19 protein-coding genes are annotated in these 14,970 nt (G+C 61.2%); 7 read left to right on the top strand and 12 right to left on the bottom strand.

Annotated elements, in window-relative coordinates:
* Nucleotides 1–11 precede the first annotated feature (11 nt).
* Both QUH67_RS11150 and QUH67_RS11145 read right to left on the bottom strand, forming a co-directional pair.
* Complete coding sequence (locus QUH67_RS11150) at nucleotides 12–1,154, bottom strand: epoxide hydrolase family protein (RefSeq protein WP_300946733.1); 1,143 nt, start codon at nucleotides 1,152–1,154, stop codon at nucleotides 12–14.
* Between the two features lie 414 nt (nucleotides 1,155–1,568).
* Nucleotides 1,569–2,237, bottom strand: a complete 669-nt coding sequence (locus QUH67_RS11145; protein WP_300946732.1) for a BA14K family protein — start codon at nucleotides 2,235–2,237, stop codon at nucleotides 1,569–1,571.
* A 320-nt stretch (nucleotides 2,238–2,557) separates the two neighbouring features.
* On the opposite strand from QUH67_RS11145, the gene QUH67_RS11140 reads away from it, so the two are divergent.
* The gene (locus tag QUH67_RS11140; RefSeq protein WP_300946731.1) at nucleotides 2,558–2,833 is read left to right on the top strand and encodes a hypothetical protein; all 276 of its coding nucleotides are present in this window, start codon (nucleotides 2,558–2,560) and stop codon (nucleotides 2,831–2,833) included.
* 83 nt (nucleotides 2,834–2,916) lie between these two features.
* Here QUH67_RS11140 and QUH67_RS11135 read toward each other — a convergent pair whose 3' ends face one another.
* The 5 genes from QUH67_RS11135 to soxY form a co-directional block, all read right to left on the bottom strand.
* Nucleotides 2,917–3,561: a c-type cytochrome gene (locus QUH67_RS11135; RefSeq protein ID WP_407080453.1), complete on the bottom strand. Its 645-nt coding sequence runs from the start codon at nucleotides 3,559–3,561 to the stop codon at nucleotides 2,917–2,919.
* Between the two features lie 46 nt (nucleotides 3,562–3,607).
* Nucleotides 3,608–4,888, bottom strand: coding sequence for a sulfite dehydrogenase (soxC, locus tag QUH67_RS11130; protein WP_300946729.1), 1,281 nt, complete (start codon nucleotides 4,886–4,888; stop codon nucleotides 3,608–3,610).
* Between the two features lie 69 nt (nucleotides 4,889–4,957).
* Nucleotides 4,958–6,655 carry a thiosulfohydrolase SoxB gene (gene soxB, locus QUH67_RS11125; RefSeq protein WP_300946728.1) on the bottom strand — a complete coding sequence of 566 codons (1,698 nt, stop codon included), beginning with the start codon at nucleotides 6,653–6,655 and terminating at the stop codon, nucleotides 4,958–4,960.
* Between the two features lie 92 nt (nucleotides 6,656–6,747).
* Nucleotides 6,748–7,077 carry a thiosulfate oxidation carrier complex protein SoxZ gene (gene soxZ / locus QUH67_RS11120; protein WP_300946727.1) on the bottom strand — a complete coding sequence of 110 codons (330 nt, stop codon included), beginning with the start codon at nucleotides 7,075–7,077 and terminating at the stop codon, nucleotides 6,748–6,750.
* Between the two features lie 44 nt (nucleotides 7,078–7,121).
* Nucleotides 7,122–7,586: a thiosulfate oxidation carrier protein SoxY gene (gene soxY / locus QUH67_RS11115; protein WP_300946726.1), complete on the bottom strand. Its 465-nt coding sequence runs from the start codon at nucleotides 7,584–7,586 to the stop codon at nucleotides 7,122–7,124.
* A 186-nt stretch (nucleotides 7,587–7,772) separates the two neighbouring features.
* Here soxY and soxA point away from each other — a divergent pair, with 186 nt between their 5' ends.
* From soxA to QUH67_RS11100, 3 genes are all read left to right on the top strand, one after another.
* Nucleotides 7,773–8,594, top strand: a complete 822-nt coding sequence (soxA, locus tag QUH67_RS11110; RefSeq protein ID WP_300946725.1) for a sulfur oxidation c-type cytochrome SoxA — start codon at nucleotides 7,773–7,775, stop codon at nucleotides 8,592–8,594.
* 13 nt (nucleotides 8,595–8,607) lie between these two features.
* Nucleotides 8,608–9,243 (top strand): sulfur oxidation c-type cytochrome SoxX, encoded by a 636-nt coding sequence (gene soxX, locus QUH67_RS11105; RefSeq protein WP_300946724.1) that lies wholly within the window; start codon nucleotides 8,608–8,610, stop codon nucleotides 9,241–9,243.
* 78 nt (nucleotides 9,244–9,321) lie between these two features.
* The gene (locus tag QUH67_RS11100) at nucleotides 9,322–9,807 is read left to right on the top strand and encodes a GlcG/HbpS family heme-binding protein (protein ID WP_300946723.1); all 486 of its coding nucleotides are present in this window, start codon (nucleotides 9,322–9,324) and stop codon (nucleotides 9,805–9,807) included.
* Nucleotides 9,808–9,832: 25 nt separating this feature from the next.
* On the opposite strand, the gene QUH67_RS11095 is transcribed toward QUH67_RS11100, so the two are convergent.
* Complete coding sequence (locus QUH67_RS11095; RefSeq protein ID WP_300946722.1) at nucleotides 9,833–10,402, bottom strand: SoxW family protein; 570 nt, start codon at nucleotides 10,400–10,402, stop codon at nucleotides 9,833–9,835.
* 13 nt (nucleotides 10,403–10,415) lie between these two features.
* Nucleotides 10,416–11,159, bottom strand: a complete 744-nt coding sequence (locus QUH67_RS11090) for a cytochrome c biogenesis CcdA family protein (protein ID WP_300946721.1) — start codon at nucleotides 11,157–11,159, stop codon at nucleotides 10,416–10,418.
* A gap of 40 nt (nucleotides 11,160–11,199) precedes the next feature.
* On the opposite strand from QUH67_RS11090, the gene QUH67_RS11085 reads away from it, so the two are divergent.
* The 3 genes from QUH67_RS11085 to QUH67_RS11075 are packed head-to-tail and all read left to right on the top strand — an operon-like array spanning nucleotide 11,200 to nucleotide 13,168.
* Complete coding sequence (locus QUH67_RS11085) at nucleotides 11,200–11,607, top strand: thioredoxin fold domain-containing protein (protein ID WP_300946720.1); 408 nt, start codon at nucleotides 11,200–11,202, stop codon at nucleotides 11,605–11,607.
* Between the two features lie 37 nt (nucleotides 11,608–11,644).
* On the top strand, nucleotides 11,645–12,022 hold the full coding sequence (locus tag QUH67_RS11080; RefSeq protein ID WP_300946719.1) for an ArsR/SmtB family transcription factor: 378 nt from the start codon (nucleotides 11,645–11,647) through the stop codon (nucleotides 12,020–12,022).
* A 36-nt stretch (nucleotides 12,023–12,058) separates the two neighbouring features.
* On the top strand, nucleotides 12,059–13,168 hold the full coding sequence (locus QUH67_RS11075; protein ID WP_300946718.1) for a YeeE/YedE family protein: 1,110 nt from the start codon (nucleotides 12,059–12,061) through the stop codon (nucleotides 13,166–13,168).
* Between the two features lie 19 nt (nucleotides 13,169–13,187).
* Here QUH67_RS11075 and QUH67_RS11070 read toward each other — a convergent pair whose 3' ends face one another.
* From QUH67_RS11070 to QUH67_RS11060, 3 genes are all read right to left on the bottom strand, one after another.
* On the bottom strand, nucleotides 13,188–13,319 hold the full coding sequence (locus QUH67_RS11070; protein ID WP_300946717.1) for a hypothetical protein: 132 nt from the start codon (nucleotides 13,317–13,319) through the stop codon (nucleotides 13,188–13,190).
* An 18-nt stretch (nucleotides 13,320–13,337) separates the two neighbouring features.
* A complete protein-coding gene (locus tag QUH67_RS11065; RefSeq protein WP_300946716.1) occupies nucleotides 13,338–13,571 on the bottom strand; it encodes a hypothetical protein in 234 nt (77 codons plus the stop codon).
* A 140-nt stretch (nucleotides 13,572–13,711) separates the two neighbouring features.
* Nucleotides 13,712–14,857 (bottom strand): YeeE/YedE family protein, encoded by a 1,146-nt coding sequence (locus QUH67_RS11060; protein WP_300946715.1) that lies wholly within the window; start codon nucleotides 14,855–14,857, stop codon nucleotides 13,712–13,714.
* Between the last annotated feature and the right edge of the window lie 113 nt (nucleotides 14,858–14,970).

Raw genomic sequence — 14,970 nt, 5'->3', positions numbered from 1 at the left:
GAAACAGGCGGCTAGCGCAGCGTCCGGAAGAACTCGCGCACTTCCTGGACGAACAGGTCCGGCTGTTCGAAAGCCGCGAAGTGACCGCCCTTCGGCATTTCGCGCCAGTGCCGGATATTCGTGTAGCTCGCTTCCATCCATTTCCGCACGGGCGTAACGATCTCCTTGGGGAAGACGGCGACGCCGGTCGGTATCTTTACCTCGAACGGCGTCCGCCGCTTGGGTCCAAAGCTTTCCCAGTACAGGCGGGCCGACGAGGCGGCGGTTGCCGTCACCCAATAGAGCATGACGTTGTCGAGCAGCTCGTCGCGACCCAGGATGTTTTCCGGATGCCCATCGCAATCGGTCCACGCCCAGAATTTTTCCAGAATCCACGCCGCCTGCCCGCTCGGCGAATCAGTCAGCGCATATCCGAGCGTTTGCGGCCGGGTGGATTGCTGCTTGGAATAGCCGGAATCCCATTCGGCATAATGCTCGATTCCCTGCAGCGCCCGCGCCTCCTCCGCTGTCGGCTGCCCTTGGACATTGGGTCGCGCCGACATCGCCAGCGTGATGTGAATCCCGGCACAATGTTGGGCATCCAGCACACCGATCGCGGTAGTGACCGCCGATCCCCAATCGCCGCCCTGCGCGCCATAGCGCGGATAGCCGAGGCGATCCATCAAGACCATCCAGCTTGACGCGATACGCTCGACGCCCCAGCCGGTCGTCTTCGGTTTCGCGGAGAAGCCAAAGCCCGGCAGCGACGGGCAGACCACGTGAAACGCATCGGCCGCGTTGCCGCCATGCGCCGTCGGATCAGTCAAAGGCTCGATCACCTTGTGAAACTCGACCACCGAACCCGGCCAACCATGCGTGATGATCAGCGGCATCGCGTTCGGATGCTTCGAGCGGACGTGCAGGAAATGCATGTCGAGCCCGTCGATCTCGGTGGTGAACTGCGCGAATCGATTGAGCCGCGCCTCGCGCGCCCGCCAGTCGTATTCTTCCGCCCAATAGCGGCAAATGTCCTGGATCCATTTCAGCGGTGCGCCCTGGCTCCAGTCCCCAACCAGTTCGGCTTCCGGCCAGCGCGTGTTGCGCAGCCGCGATTTGAGATCGTCGAGCACGTCGTCGCCGATCGAAATGCGATAGGGATTGATGTCAGCGGTCATGCGCAGCTCCCACGGGGAAGAGAGCGAGGAGCTAAGCGGCTCGACCTTTGCTCTTCAAGTCAGAAGTTGACGATCGCGCGTCAACGCCACTCATTTACGTAGGCTAGCAGCCGCTATAGCGCGGATCTGGATTGAAGAGCTGATCGAGATACGCGAGACCAAAGACCGTCAACTGTTGTTCGTCGCGATTCCCCGCCGACCTCAGCGTTTCCAAATAGCGTATGATCTTTGCCCGAGATTGCGCGTCCAAATCCCTGTGCCCGGACGCGCTCAAAATGCGATCTACAATCTCGGTCATCATCACGCCTGCACTGCAATGGCTGCATTGCAGCATTTCACGCTGGTGGCGTCAAACGCTGGGCACGAGGTCCGAAAAGAAAAAGGAAGCGCCACGCGAGATGGGGGATCAACCGCTCAGGGGCACGGCCGGCGCTGTCCGTTGAAATCGCGATAGGTTCCGCTCGCGGCGTTGTAGGTTCGGAATCTGGTACAATTAGGCGCACCGGCGACGCGGTTTCGACCCTTGGCGCGTTTATCCAATGCCGCCGTGGTAGCGGGGTCGGCCGAGGACTTGACGGGATCGGCGCTCTCGGGCGGCGCAACTGCGGCCTGCTTGATTGCGGGCCGGTCTGATTCATCCCCCGCAGCTTTTACCGGAGCGAGCTTGGTGTCTTTCTCTTCTGCTTGACCGGAATCGGGCGCTGTTGGTGCCTTGCTTGCCTCAACGGCGGTCGGCGCGCCGACATCGGCCGCGGCTGAAGCCCTGCTGGCTTCCCCAGTGGTGAGAGCCTTGCTGGACTCGGCTGCGATTTTGGCCTTGCCGGCTTCCGGTGAAGCGGGCGCCTTGGCCGTCTCGGTCGCGTCAGGAACCTTGCTGGCTTCGGGTGCGGCCGCCTTCGTCTCTGCCGCACTGGCGGCACGGTCGGCAGCCTTGTGCCGCTCGATGAAATCCCTGCAGGTCATCGGGAAAACAATATCGCCGGAAGCGGTCACACCGATCGGAGTACAGGCGCCGGGGGGCGGTCCGTCATCGACAGCACGAGGCTGGGAGTCCGCCGACTGGGCAACCACGGTGCCGGTCATGCCCAACCAGACCGGTAGCGTCGCAGCCGAAATGAGAAGAACCGCCCACAAGTGTCTCATCGCAACAACTCAACCGGTTAAAATACTTTGTCGCTTAAATCGTTTGTTCCGGGCGCACTCATGGCGTAATGATGGTCTCAACACGGCAAATTGGTGGGGCAACTGCGCAGCTTCCACTTCTAACGGCATAATATCCGGTGCTCAACCGTCGTGCCCGGGGCGGCTTACCCGCACCGCGTCGTGAAGCGTTATCCGACGAACCGCAGTTGACGTGTTACCTGGTATTCCTGCACTATCAGCCGATCTGGGGATCGAGATTCATGAAACGCATCAAGCCGATTTTGACTGCCTCTCTCATTCTGGGCGCGACCGCAGTAACCGCCACCAGCTCCGCGGAAGCCCGGCATCTGCGGCATGCTGGCGGCGCGTATGCGGTGAATGTGGGCGCCTGCAGCGAGCCCGGCCCGCGTCCGACTGCCATCTATCCGGCCCCGAACTGGGAGCCGTTCTTCCGACGGCACGTCTATCGTTACGGGCCGATCCTGATCTGCGAACCGGTGCTTCATACCACCAATGTGATTTCGGTGCGCTACTGATCCCGGGCTATGTCCTGCGCTTGCCTTGATCGACCGCGCCGAGCCGGTTGGAAGAGTGGCCACCGGCGGACAACCACAATGCGTCAATCCACCTTCGGTCCGGCCTTGCTGTCGGGCGTCACGTCCACCGAAATCGCCCGACCAGTTACCTTAGGCGACGCCGGCCGGCAGTTTTTCATGCACGGCTCCTTGTTCCAGAACTGCTTCTCCGCGATCTCGCGATCATCATCATAGAACGCCGCGGCATTCGGCATCTTGATCGAGGCAAAATTCTTTTCGTTGAGTTCGAAATTTTCATCCTTGATGACGTCGTTCATCGTCAGGATATAGGCGGTCAAGGCATAGATCTCGTCACTTGAAAGCGACCGCGCATTGCCGTAGGGCATCGCGCGCTGGATATAGTCGAACACCGTCGATAGATCCGGCCAGAATGATCCGACCGTCTTGTCCGGCCGGTCCGCCTTCAGAGTGCCGGCGCCACCGGCCAGCACAGGCCAGCGCCCGACGCCCTGCCCGAATTCGCCGTGACAGGAAGCACATTGCGCCTGAAAGATCTCATCGCCTTGCTTTGCTGTTCCCTTTCCGACCGGAAGGCCCCTGCCATCGGGTCGAACGTCGATATCCCAGGCCTTGATCTCCTCCGGTAGCGCAGGTCGCCCAAGACCAAGTTGGGTTGCAACTTTGGCCGGCTCACGCCCAGCAACCTGCTGGGCCGATCCTTCCGCCATCAGCACACCGCTTGCGAAACTGCAGAGGACGACGAGGAAAGCGGCATCAGCCAATCTCGACATTTTCAGTCTCCCCGCCCGAACGTACCAGCCAGGTCTGGATACCGTTATTGTGATAGATCGAATTGACGCCCCTGACCTTGCGCAACTCTTCTTTCGACGGCTGCACATAGCCGGTCGAATCCATTGCCCTCGACTGGATCATCAGTTCCTGACCGTTCCAGTCGAAATCGACGTAGAAGCGCACCATCGATTTATCCAAGACCGGCCCGTCGATACGTGCGGTCTGCCAGTTTCGTCCGCCGTCCAAGGACACGTCCACCCGCTTGACGGTGCCGCGGCCGGACCAAGCAACACCGCTGAGGACGTTGCGACCCTTCTGCCGCAGCGGCGCTTGCGGCGACGGATTCGTCACCACGGACTTTGCGTCCATGACGAAGGTATGTTTGCGCGAGCGGCCGTCGGCCAGCAGATCGGTATATTTCGAAGTTTCCTCGCGAGTCTGCCATGGCTGGTCGCCCGCCTCGATGCGGCGCAGCCATTTCACCCAGAGATTGCCTTCCCAGCCCGGAATTACGGCGCGCAAGGGATAGCCCTGTTCGGGACGCAGCGCTTCGCCGTTCATCGCGAACGCCAGAACGACGTCGTCCATGGCTTTCTTGATCGGCAGCGAACGGTTCATGCCGGCCGCATCGGCGCCTTCGAGCATCAGCCATTTCGCGCTCGGTTTGAGGCCTGCCTCCTCGAGCAGCACCCTGAGCGGCACGCCGGTATAGAGGACGTTGTGAATCATGCCGTGGGTGAACTGGCAGCCGTTGAGCTGGGCGCCGCGCCATTCCATGCCGGAATTCGCCGCGCATTCCAGGAAGTGAATCCTGTTCACGCGTGGCATCCGCTTGATATCCTCCATCGTGAACACCAGCGGCTTGTCGACAAGACCGTTGATCATCAGACGGTGATCCGCCGGATTGATCTCGGCGATACCGCTATGGTGACGCTCAAAGCACAATCCCGACGGCGTGATGATCCCGTCCAGCTCATGCAACGGCGTGAAATTGACCGACGATTCGGCCGAAGCCGTCAGCCACGGTACGTCGCGCCGGACCACGTTCTTTTCGAACTTGGACGGCGAACCATAGGGTCGCTTGTCGACGCCGTCGCCAAGATAGCGCGACCAATCCTGTACCTCGGTGATCAGTGGATCGGGTTTGGCGGTTTCGCCTGCAACTGAAGGCATTGCGCCGAGCGCAACGCTGGCTCCTGCAAGACCTGCCCCGCCGAGGAAGCGGCGACGATCGAGAATATCCGCCGATGATCTATCACTCATGCGGCATCCCTCCTGTTTATCTTAATACGTGAATATGTTCATCGCGATTGACTGCGCTGACCGCCATCGTCAGGCTCCCGTGACCTTCACCGCGGTATTCGGCTGAACGGTCACGGCGCCAAGCTTGGCGACATGGGCCGCGACGACATCCCAGATTGGCGGACCTTGCGTGTTCTCGTTGATGCTGGCCCAGCCCGAGACGGTATAGGTCTTGGCGGCCTCGATCGGCTTGCCCGATTTCAGGTGCGTCAGGTCCGAGATTCGCGATCCCATCGGCTTGGAGACATCGATGGCGTAGCCCATTCCGCCGATCCGGACCATGTCGCCACCGCCCTGGAAATAGGGATCGCGATGGAAGATATTGTCGGCGATGTCTTCGAGAACTTCCTTCAACTGCGCGCCGGTCATCTGGTTGCGATAACAGTTTGGGTAGGTGATCGCGGTCGCATTGGTGACGTGCTCCCAGGTAATCGCGTCGCCGGGAATCAGCGTTCCGCCCCAACGGAATCCTGGCGACAGCGCGATCTCGGCGTCCCGTTCGGACAGCATGGCGTTGCAGATCAGGTCATCAAACGTGCCGTTGAAATTGCCGCGGCGGTAAAGCAGCGATTCAGTCTTGCCGATCGTTCGCGCCAGATCCTTTGCAAACGGGGACCTCACCTTTTCGATCAGCGCTGCCATGCCCGGATCGGGTTTGATCGCGTCCGAGAACACCGGCATCAGCTTGAACCGGATGCCGGACACCTTTTTGTCCTTTACCTCGATATCGAGGCGCGAGACGAACTTGCCGTGTGAACCCGAGGCCACCAGCGCCGTGTCGCCGACGCGGATCAGCCCCGGCATCGCGTCATGGGTATGGGCGGTCAAGATGACGTCGAGGCCCTTGACGCGGCTCGCGAGCTTTCGATCGACGTCGAAGCCATTATGCGACAGCAGCACGACGATCGACGCGCCCTCGGCGCGGGATTCGTCGACCTGCTTCTGCATGTCCTCCTCGCGGATGCCAAACTCCCACTTTGGAAACATCCACCGCGGATTGGCCACCGCGGTGCGCGGCAACGCCTGACCGATCACGGCGATCTTCGCGCCGCCGCGCTCGAACATCTTTCGCGGTTCAAAAACCGGCTCCTGCCACTCATTGTCGCGGACGTTTTGCGCCAGAAACGCAAACGGCGCCTTGTCTGTGATCTCCTTGACGCGCTCGGCGCCGTAGGTGAATTCCCAATGGCCGACCATCGCATCGACCTTCAGCGCCGACATGACATCAACCATGTCCTGGGCCTTGGTCTGCAAGGAAGTCCAGCTTCCCTGCCAGGTGTCACCGCCATCGAGCAACAGCACCTTATCATCGCCGCGTTCGGCGCGCACGGCACCTGTCAGCGTAGCGATGCGATCCATGCCGCCCATGCGCCCGTAGTTGCGGGCGAGCGAAACGAAATCATCCGACGTCAGCGCGAATGCGTCTGCGGATCCAGTTGCGATGTTGAAGTATTTCCGAAACTCGGCGTCCGAGATATGCGGCGGCAATCCCTTGACCTCGCCGACGCCGAGATTGACCGATGGCTCGCGGAAATACAGCGGCATCAGTTGTGCGTGAATATCGGTCACGTGCAGAATGGTAACCGTGCCGAGCGGATCGAAGCGCGTGATGTCGGCCTGGGTCAGGCGCTGCTGGGCCGCGACGCGCCCAAGCCCGCCCATGCCGCTTCCGACCGTCAGCGCCGACGCAGCCGCCGTCGCCTGCAGGAACTCCCGCCTCGAGATCATCGATCTGCCTTTCGATCCCCTTCGCAACGAAGGGGCGTCTTTTCGGAAATGTCAGCGCTTGCGAAGCCTATGGTGGCCCGCGCCGTGCATTCTCAAGCCACCGTCAGCTTGTTCTTTGCGACATAGTCCGAGCCGTCGTCATCCTTCCAAGTGAAGGTGAACTCACCGCTTTCGACCGCCTTGTAGAAAAAGGACTGATAGGGATTAGCGGAGATAGCCGGATTCCATTCAGCTTCGAACACGACCTTGCCGTTGAACGCAGCGATGAACTTGTTGATGATCTTGCGCGGAATGATCTTTCCTGCGGCATCCTTGCGCTGCCCCGACTCCATCTCGTGTGAAATGAGAGTCTTGATCTCGATCAGTTCGCCGGACTTCGCCTGGGCTGGAAGGCGAACGCGCGGGGTGGGTGTGTTGGCCATTTGAAAATTCCTCGCCTGTTGTTTCTTGTCGAAGGCTGTTCCGATCAGCCGCCGCAGCCGCCGATCGTGACCTTCACACTGGCCTTGGCCATGTGAAGATTGCCGTTCGACATCTCCGCGATGCAGACGATGTTCTGGGTCTGCGCGAGGCGCATGCGCGTCGAGGCGGATGCTTTTCCGCAGGCCGGCGTGAACTTGTAGCTGACGATCCCGGGAAGCGGATTGCCGTCCGCGAAGATATGAACCGCCTTGACGTAATCCTGCTCGGTCATGGGGCTTTCGACATCGACGGTCACCGGCACCACAAGGCCGTTCTCGGCGATTTCCGGCACGTCGAGCTTGATCTTGCCGCTCTCGATCTTCTTGTCGCCGTAGAGCTTTTTGATTTCGGCGGCAACGGCCTGCTCGTCGGCCAGCGAGATTCTGGGCGCGATCAACGCGGCCAGTCCGGCGATACCCGCAAGCGCCAGTGCTTCACGGCGGGTCTTTGCGACTGCTTTCAGTTTCATTCTACGTCCTCCCGCGGGATTTCTTACGCATCCCTGTCGATAAGTATATCTTGACGTCTTCAGGTTTGATCTATCATCATCTGCAAATATCATTATATTGTTTTTTTTGAATGTAAAGATGCCGGATTGATCCCGGTGACGCTTTAAGGACCGCAAAGACGGTCTTGTGGAGGGAGAACCGAATAAATGAGACTGGCCAAAGCCGCGGCTGCCGCAGCCGTTATCCTGCTCTTACCATTGAACATTGCCGCCCGCGCCCAAGACGCCAGCGAGAAGGAAATCGAGCGCTATCGCGCGATGATCTCCGACCCGTTCTCAAATCCTGGATTTCTCGCGGTCGACCGCGGCGAAATTCTGTGGGGCGAGAAGCGTGGCAGCAAGAATGTCTCGCTCGAAGGCTGCGATCTCGGGCTCGGCGCGGGCAAGCTCGAAGGCGCGTTCGCCCAATTGCCGCGCTTTTTTGCAGATTCCGGCAGGGTCATGGACCTTGAGCAGCGGCTTCTGTGGTGCATGCAGAACGTCCAGGGCCTGGACACCAAGGACGTCGTCGCCCGCCGCTTTTCCGGCCCGGGCAAAGCCTCCGACATGGAAGACCTCGTGGCCTTCATCGCCAACAAGTCCAGCGGCATGAAGATCGACGTCCAGCTCAAGCATCCCAAGGAACAGGAAATGGCCGCGGTCGGCGAGGCACTGTTCTACCGGCGCGGCGGCGTGATGGATTTCTCTTGCGCCACCTGTCACGCCGACGAGGGCAAGCGCATCCGGCTGCAGGGACTTCCGGATTTTTCAAAGCCCGGCAAGCAGCCGCAGGAAACCATGGGAACGTGGCCGACCTATCGCGTTTCGCAGGGTGCGCTGCGCACCATGCAGCACCGGCTGTGGGACTGCTATCGGCAGCAGCGCTGGCCTGTCCCGGAATATGGTTCCGACACCATCACGGCGCTCACCGTTTTTCTGCAGAAACAGGCGATGGGCGGCGAGATCGCAGTCCCGTCGATCAAGCGCTGAAGGGGGACGCATCATGCACACGACTTCAAGATTTGCCGCGTTCGTCCTGACCGCCGGCGTCATCGCGGGCTTTCCGTTGACGGCAAACGCCCAGGCCACAACGACGAAGGTCGACCCCGCCCTGGTCGAGACGTATCTGCAAGCGACGTTTGGAAAGGCTCCGCCGGAATGGCAGTCGCGCATCAAGCCTGACGACACGCTCGCGACCTGCAATCTCTACCGCAACGACGTCCCCTCCGCCGAGGCCGACAAGATCGTCGCGCGCGAACTGGCGAAGGTGGTGTTCCCGGCTGACGGCAAATGGCTTGGCAACTGGAAAGAAGGCCAGAAGATCGCCAATAACGGCCGCGGCGGCCAATTCTCCGATGATGACAAGACCATCAGCGGCGGGAATTGCTACGCCTGCCACCAGATGGAAAAAGCCGAGGTAAGCTACGGCACGCTTGGCCCCAGCCTGACGTCCTACGGCAAGGACCGAAAGTTCGATCCGGCGGAAGCCAAGAACGCTTTCGCAAAAATCTACGACTCGCAGGCCGTCGTGGCATGTTCGAACATGCCGCGGTTCGGCGCCAACAAGGTCCTGAGCGAGCAGCAGATCAAGGATATCGTGGCGTTTCTGTTCGATCCGGAATCGCCGGTCAACAAATAGGCTGACATGAAAATGCGTAAGGTAATCAGGCGCTGCAAAATTGAAGCCTCGGTTGCGCGAGGCCGGGCCTCTCGCGCAGTGCTGGCTGCGCTAGCAGCCGGAGTCCTGCTCTCGACTCCGGTCCGCGCGCAGGACTCGATCATCACCTACAAATCGCTGAGCCCGGAGCTGGCGCTCGATCTTGGCCGCGCATCGCTCGCCGAATGCCGAAAGCTCGGATTTCAGGTCGCCGTCGCGGTGGTCGATCGCTTCGGCATCACCCAGGTGGTGCTGCGCGATCGTCTGGCCGGCCCACATACGCCGGCCACCGCTGCCGGCAAAGCCTGGACAGCTGCAAGCTTCCGCACCAACACGATGGAGCTGATCTCCATCACCCAGCCGGGAATGCCGCAGGCCGGCATCCGCAACCTGCCGGGGGTCGTGATCGTCGGCGGCGGCAATGTAGTTGAAGCGGCCGGTTCAATGGTCGGCGCCATCGGCGTCTCCGGGGCACCCGGCGGTGATGCCGACGAAGCCTGCGCCAAGGCCGGCATCGCGGCCATTCGCGACAAGCTGGATTTCTAGAAAATCCCCGATCCAGCGCCCTGCCTCAAACCTGCTTCTTCAGCCACTCAGGAAACGGCGTCGTCTCGTAGCCTTTCTCGCGCACGTAGCGAAACATTGCCAGAAACGCGGTCGGCTCAAGCAGGCCCGGCATGCGCGCGACTTCCCTCGCCTGCCCGCCCAACGACGCGAGGCCCGTGGTATTCTCGGGGAAGAACTGGATCGTCGGCGTGAAGCGTACAGCATAGCTCTCGCCGAACGCCTTCTCGCCGAGCTTTCGCCCGTCGAAATCGGTCACCGTGCGCGCACCGATATGGTTGAGGTGCAGTATCTCGAAATTGTCGCGGATATAGGCCTCGATTCGAGGGTCCAGCAAATGCACCTCGTGCATCCGCTTGCAGGCGGGACATCCCTTGAGCCCCCACAGGATCGCGAACCGCTTGCCCTTTGCGGTTGCGCCGGCAAGATCCTCGGGCAGATCGAGGAAGCTCTCCAGATACCAGTCCATCTGGTACAGCCCGTCCTCACCGAGCGTTGGCTTGGCAGCTGCCGGCGAGGCACGAAGACCTAACGCACTGAGGCCAACGGCAGCGACGGCTTGTCGTCTTGTCAGCATGGGTGCCTCCCCTTCATCCAACCGCGCCGAATGCTGGAAAAGTCTCCAACAACCAGCCGGCGATACGCGGCATGCCACCTGTCAGGAACAGAACCCCGGTCAGGACCAGTCCGGCCCCGATGATCTTCTCGATCCCGCCCATGTAGTTGCGCATGCGCCCCACCAATCTGATGAACTGCCCCGAGAACAGCGACGCCAGCAAAAAGGGGATGCCGATGCCGAGCGCATAGGTACCGAGCAGCAACGTGCCGCGAGCGGCCGACGCCTCGCCACCTGCCACGATCAGGATCGCCGCCAATACAGGACCCGCGCAAGGCGTCCACCCAAACGCAAAGGCGAGGCCGACCAGGTAAGCGCCGAAATAGCCTGCCGGCCTGGTGACGCTCTGAAAGCGGAGCTCGCGAAACAGCACACCGATCCTGAACAGGCCGAGGAAGTGCAGGCCGAGGATCACGATCACCACGCCGGCGATCATGCCTAGCGTGTCGAAATGTTCGCTCACCGTCCTGCCGATCAGCGACGCCGACGCGCCAAGCGCAACAAACACAGTGGAGAAGCCAAGCACGAAGGCACACGACAGCGCGACCACATGCCAATTCGGACGGAAAGCGCGCGGTGAATCTTCCTGCTTGAGATCCTCAAGGCTCACGCCTGCCAGGAAGCACAGGTAGGGCGGCACCAGGGGCAGAACGCACGGCGACAGGAAAGACAGCAGTCCCGCCCCCAGCGCCCCCATCAGTGAAATATTGGAAATCACGGCGCTTCCGGCTCTGGTAGACACATGCGAATTCGTATATATGTATGGCATGTCCTTGGGGAAGCTTCAACAAACATCGCTGCTCGCCCTGATTCTGCTGGTGTCGGCCCCGCTTTGGCCGGTCGCGGCGCAGGCTTCCGAACTTCTGATGTTTGAGCGCGATGGCTGCGTCTGGTGCCAACGCTGGGACCGCGAGATCGGTCCCGTTTACGACAAGACCGCCGAAGCCAGAGTGCTTCCGCTACGCCGCGTCAACGTGGATACCCAGGCTGCCGGCGGGATTACCCTCGCATCGCCGGTGCGCTTCACGCCGACTTTCGTCGTCGTGGACAACGGCCGGGAAATCGGTCGCATCACCGGCTATATCAACGACGATGCATTCTGGGGTTTGCTCGGTGCCCTTGCTGGCAAGATTACAACGCCCCGTCCGGGCACGAACCGGACCTGACCGTTCTGGTTTCGCATTTTGAAAGAATCTGATCGCAATGTCCTCGATCCTCTCGACCGAACTTGAAACCGAACTGCGCGATGGCGCGGAGTATTCGCCCGAGCTCGATCAGTTGATGCGCAAGGCGCGCAAGGCCAGCAATTTCCTCAAGGCGGTATCCCACGAGAATCGCCTGCTGCTGCTGTGCCTGCTTGCGGAGCGTGAACGATCGGTCACGGAACTGGAGAACATTCTGTCATTGCGGCAGTCGGCGGTGTCCCAACAACTCGCGCGGCTTCGCTATGACGGCATGGTCGATACCCGACGCGACGGCAAGACCATCTACTACAGCTTGGCCAATGATGATGTGCGCCAGGTGATTTCTGTCATCTACAATATCTTCTGCGCGCCGGTCACAGCGGACCAGAAAACATAACTGGCCGAACGAGCAACCAGAATTCAGGGAGAACCCATGCAAAGCCTGGCGGCGTGGATGCCGGGGCTTGGCGGCTTTGCCATCGGCGCAGCCGCCGGCTTCGCCGTCCGCCATGCCAGACTTTGTTCGTTTGGCGCCATCGAGGATGCACTGATGGGCGGCGACAGCCGACGCCTCCGGATTTTCGGTCTGGCACTCGGCATTGCAATCCTCGGGACGCAATCGCTGGTCATCAGCGGCGTCCTTCGCCCCGAGCTGACAACCTATACCTTGCCGAGCCTGCCGATCGTTGCCATCCTGCTTGGTAGCCTGTTCTTCGGGATCGGCATGGCCATGGTTGGCACCTGCGGATTTGGCTCGCTGGTTCGTCTCGGCACCGGTGACCTGCGCAGTCTGATCGTGATCCTGGTCCTGGGCGCGACCGCCTATGCGGCGCTGCGCGGCGTCCTGGCCAGCGTCCGCATCGATGCGCTGGAGCGTCTTTCGATCGGAATGCCCGATGGTATCGCGTCCGACATGGCCTCGCTCACCTCGCACGCGTTTGGCTTCGACGTCCGCCCCGGTCTCGCCATCGCGGTGGGCGCAGGGCTTTGCCTGATTGCGCTCGGAGATCCGCGATTGCGGCGTGCGCCGCGGTTGCTGTCCGCGGGCATCGCGCTCGGCGTCCTGGTGGTCGCGGGCTGGGTCGTCACGAATTCATTGGGGGATGAGTTTGACGTTGCGATACGACCGCAAAGCCTGACCTTCGTCTCCACCATCGGCAAGGCGCTGTATGCGGGCGTGCTGAACGCTTCGAGCTTCGCCGATTTCGGCGTCGGCAGCGTATTCGGTGTCGTGGCCGGTTCGTGGCTGGCGGCGTGGCGATCCGCCGAGCTGCGATGGGAGGCATTCGATGACGATCACGAGATGCGGCGCCATCTGGTGGGCGCGGCATTGATGGGAATTGGCGGCATCCTGGCCGGCGGCTGCACTATCGGTCAGGGCATCACCGCCGGTTCGATGCTGGCGCTGTCATGGCCCTTCGCCGTCGGCGGCATGGTTCTGGGTTCACGATTGGGCATCGCCCTGCTGGTCGATGATTCCGTGAGCGAGATCATCCAACGCCGTTGGGCCAGCCTGCGCAGCCGAAAGCAGCCATTGGAGTGACGGCGTCACGGCCGCCTTGTCATGCGGCCCGGATCGTCATCAAGAACTGGCGGACCTTGCGACGCAGCACCTCCGCCTGGTTCGCGACCTGCTCTGCCGACATCACGACCTGTTTGGCTGCGGTACCGGCATCGGATACGGCCGCGGTCACCCGCCGAAATATCATTGGTCACCCGGTCGGTGCCTGCCGCCGCCGCTGTACGCTGCGAGCGATCTCCTGCGTTGCCGAACCTTGCTCTGAGACGGAATTCGCGATCGAAGCGGAGATCTCGCTGACCTCCGAGATCGTGGCGCAGATGACCTGGATGGCATCGACCGCCTGCCTTGTCTCCTGCTGAATGACGGAGACCTGCTGGCCAATCTCGTCTGTGGCCTTTGCCGTCTGCGTCGCGAGCGCCTTCACCTCGCTCGCCACTTCAACTATAAATAGTCCGCTGGCCAACCGGCTGAGCACGGACAGATATTCCCCGCGGCTGTTCCCGGCTTACGAAGGGTCATCGCCCTTCCTGTCGACGATTGCGCAAGCACCACCATTCAATGGAGCTAAGCTTGTCTGCGCAGCAAGAACGATCGTTGACGGTCATCCATTTCAGTGGCCGTTGATCCGCTATCGACCGACGGTCCGGCCAGCTCCGAACGGGCGACCTTCCCGTCGAGGACGAGATGTGTCGCGATAGCCCCGGCCCACATGGCGGCGAGCGCTATCCAGGCCGTCAAGGCAAAGATGGCCCCTCCTGTCACGCCGGCGCCGACGGCGCAGCCGCCGGCAAGCATGCCGCCAAAGCCCATCAACGTCGCCCCGATCAGATAGCGCCACATGCCGGGACCGTCTTGAAATCCCTGCACCTTCCAGTCCCCCGTCATCAATGCGGCAAGCAGCGAGCCCGCAAACACGCCAGGTACCAGGCCGGTGTCGAACCCCAACGGCACAGATGTGGAATTTATCAAGCCCATCAGCGCGTCCGCCGACGGGCCAGTGAAGCTGATACTCTTGACCTGGACGGGTGAAAACGAAAACTGCGATACGACATAGGTAAACTGCCAGCCTGCAGCGACCATCAATCCAACGCCGATGGCGCTTGCTCCGATGCGATAGCCGATGCGGGCCCGCCGCGCGAGCACGAGCCCGCAAGCAAGCCACAACAGACCAAGCCACAGCCCCAGCTGAGGTCCGGCGCTCACCAACGACAGCAGATTGCGCGATGAGCCTCCTTGCACCGTCCACAATTCCGAAAGCATTTCCCTTGCAGGTGACAGAACGCCACGCAATGAGGCTTGTGCCACGACGGTCAGCACGAGACCGGATATTAGCGCACGCAGATTTCCAGTCGCCGACAGAACCAGAAGCCGGCTCGCACAACCGCGGGCCAGGATCATTCCAGCGCCAAACATCAAGCCGCCAATGATACTGCCGGACAGGCTGCCGCGCGCGGCAAGCTGCCTGGCTTCCGAAACATCGAGCAAGCCGAACGCGATGAGCGCCTGGGCTGTCGCGACGGCGGCAGCAAAGGTCAACAGCCAGATCGCCACCTTCGAACCGAGCGCGCCTTGCGAAAATTCGATCACCGCAGAACGCAGACAGAATTTGCTCACCTGAGCAAATCCTCCGAAGGCCATTCCAATCAACAGCCCGCCCGCAGAAAGCAAGACGGCTCCACCCGCAAGATCGACCAGTGTTTCCAGATTCACGGCGCGCCCTCGACGAACAATGTGGGCCCCGCCGTGCCGTGGTCTTGATCCAAATCAACCTCTGCACGGCTGACTTGCGTCATACACACATATATTCAAATGTTTTTGAACGG

The sequence above is a fragment of the Bradyrhizobium roseum genome (assembly GCF_030413175.1).
Taxonomy (GTDB): domain Bacteria; phylum Pseudomonadota; class Alphaproteobacteria; order Rhizobiales; family Xanthobacteraceae; genus Bradyrhizobium; species Bradyrhizobium roseum.
The sequence above is the reverse complement of the archived record's forward strand: the minus strand, read 5'-3'. Positions and strand labels throughout refer to the sequence as shown.

Bases quoted from the DNA above. Each gene is read 5' to 3' on its own strand.
- soxX (WP_300946724.1), top strand. From the start codon at position 8,608: ATGCACACGACTTCAAGATTTGCCGCGTTCGTCCTGACCGCCGGCGTC.
- soxA (WP_300946725.1), top strand. From the start codon at position 7,773: ATGAGACTGGCCAAAGCCGCGGCTGCCGCAGCCGTTATCCTGCTCTTA.
- soxC (WP_300946729.1), bottom strand. From the start codon at position 4,888: ATGAGTGATAGATCATCGGCGGATATTCTCGATCGTCGCCGCTTCCTC.
- soxY (WP_300946726.1), bottom strand. From the start codon at position 7,586: ATGAAACTGAAAGCAGTCGCAAAGACCCGCCGTGAAGCACTGGCGCTT.
- QUH67_RS11135 (WP_407080453.1), bottom strand. From the start codon at position 3,561: ATGGCGGAAGGATCGGCCCAGCAGGTTGCTGGGCGTGAGCCGGCCAAA.
- QUH67_RS11095 (WP_300946722.1), bottom strand. From the start codon at position 10,402: ATGCTGACAAGACGACAAGCCGTCGCTGCCGTTGGCCTCAGTGCGTTA.
- QUH67_RS11145 (WP_300946732.1), bottom strand. From the start codon at position 2,237: ATGACCGGCACCGTGGTTGCCCAGTCGGCGGACTCCCAGCCTCGTGCT.
- soxB (WP_300946728.1), bottom strand. From the start codon at position 6,655: ATGATCTCGAGGCGGGAGTTCCTGCAGGCGACGGCGGCTGCGTCGGCG.
- QUH67_RS11150 (WP_300946733.1), bottom strand. From the start codon at position 1,154: ATGACCGCTGACATCAATCCCTATCGCATTTCGATCGGCGACGACGTG.
- QUH67_RS11140 (WP_300946731.1), top strand. From the start codon at position 2,558: ATGAAACGCATCAAGCCGATTTTGACTGCCTCTCTCATTCTGGGCGCG.
- QUH67_RS11080 (WP_300946719.1), top strand. From the start codon at position 11,645: ATGTCCTCGATCCTCTCGACCGAACTTGAAACCGAACTGCGCGATGGC.
- QUH67_RS11085 (WP_300946720.1), top strand. From the start codon at position 11,200: ATGTATGGCATGTCCTTGGGGAAGCTTCAACAAACATCGCTGCTCGCC.
- QUH67_RS11075 (WP_300946718.1), top strand. From the start codon at position 12,059: ATGCAAAGCCTGGCGGCGTGGATGCCGGGGCTTGGCGGCTTTGCCATC.
- soxZ (WP_300946727.1), bottom strand. From the start codon at position 7,077: ATGGCCAACACACCCACCCCGCGCGTTCGCCTTCCAGCCCAGGCGAAG.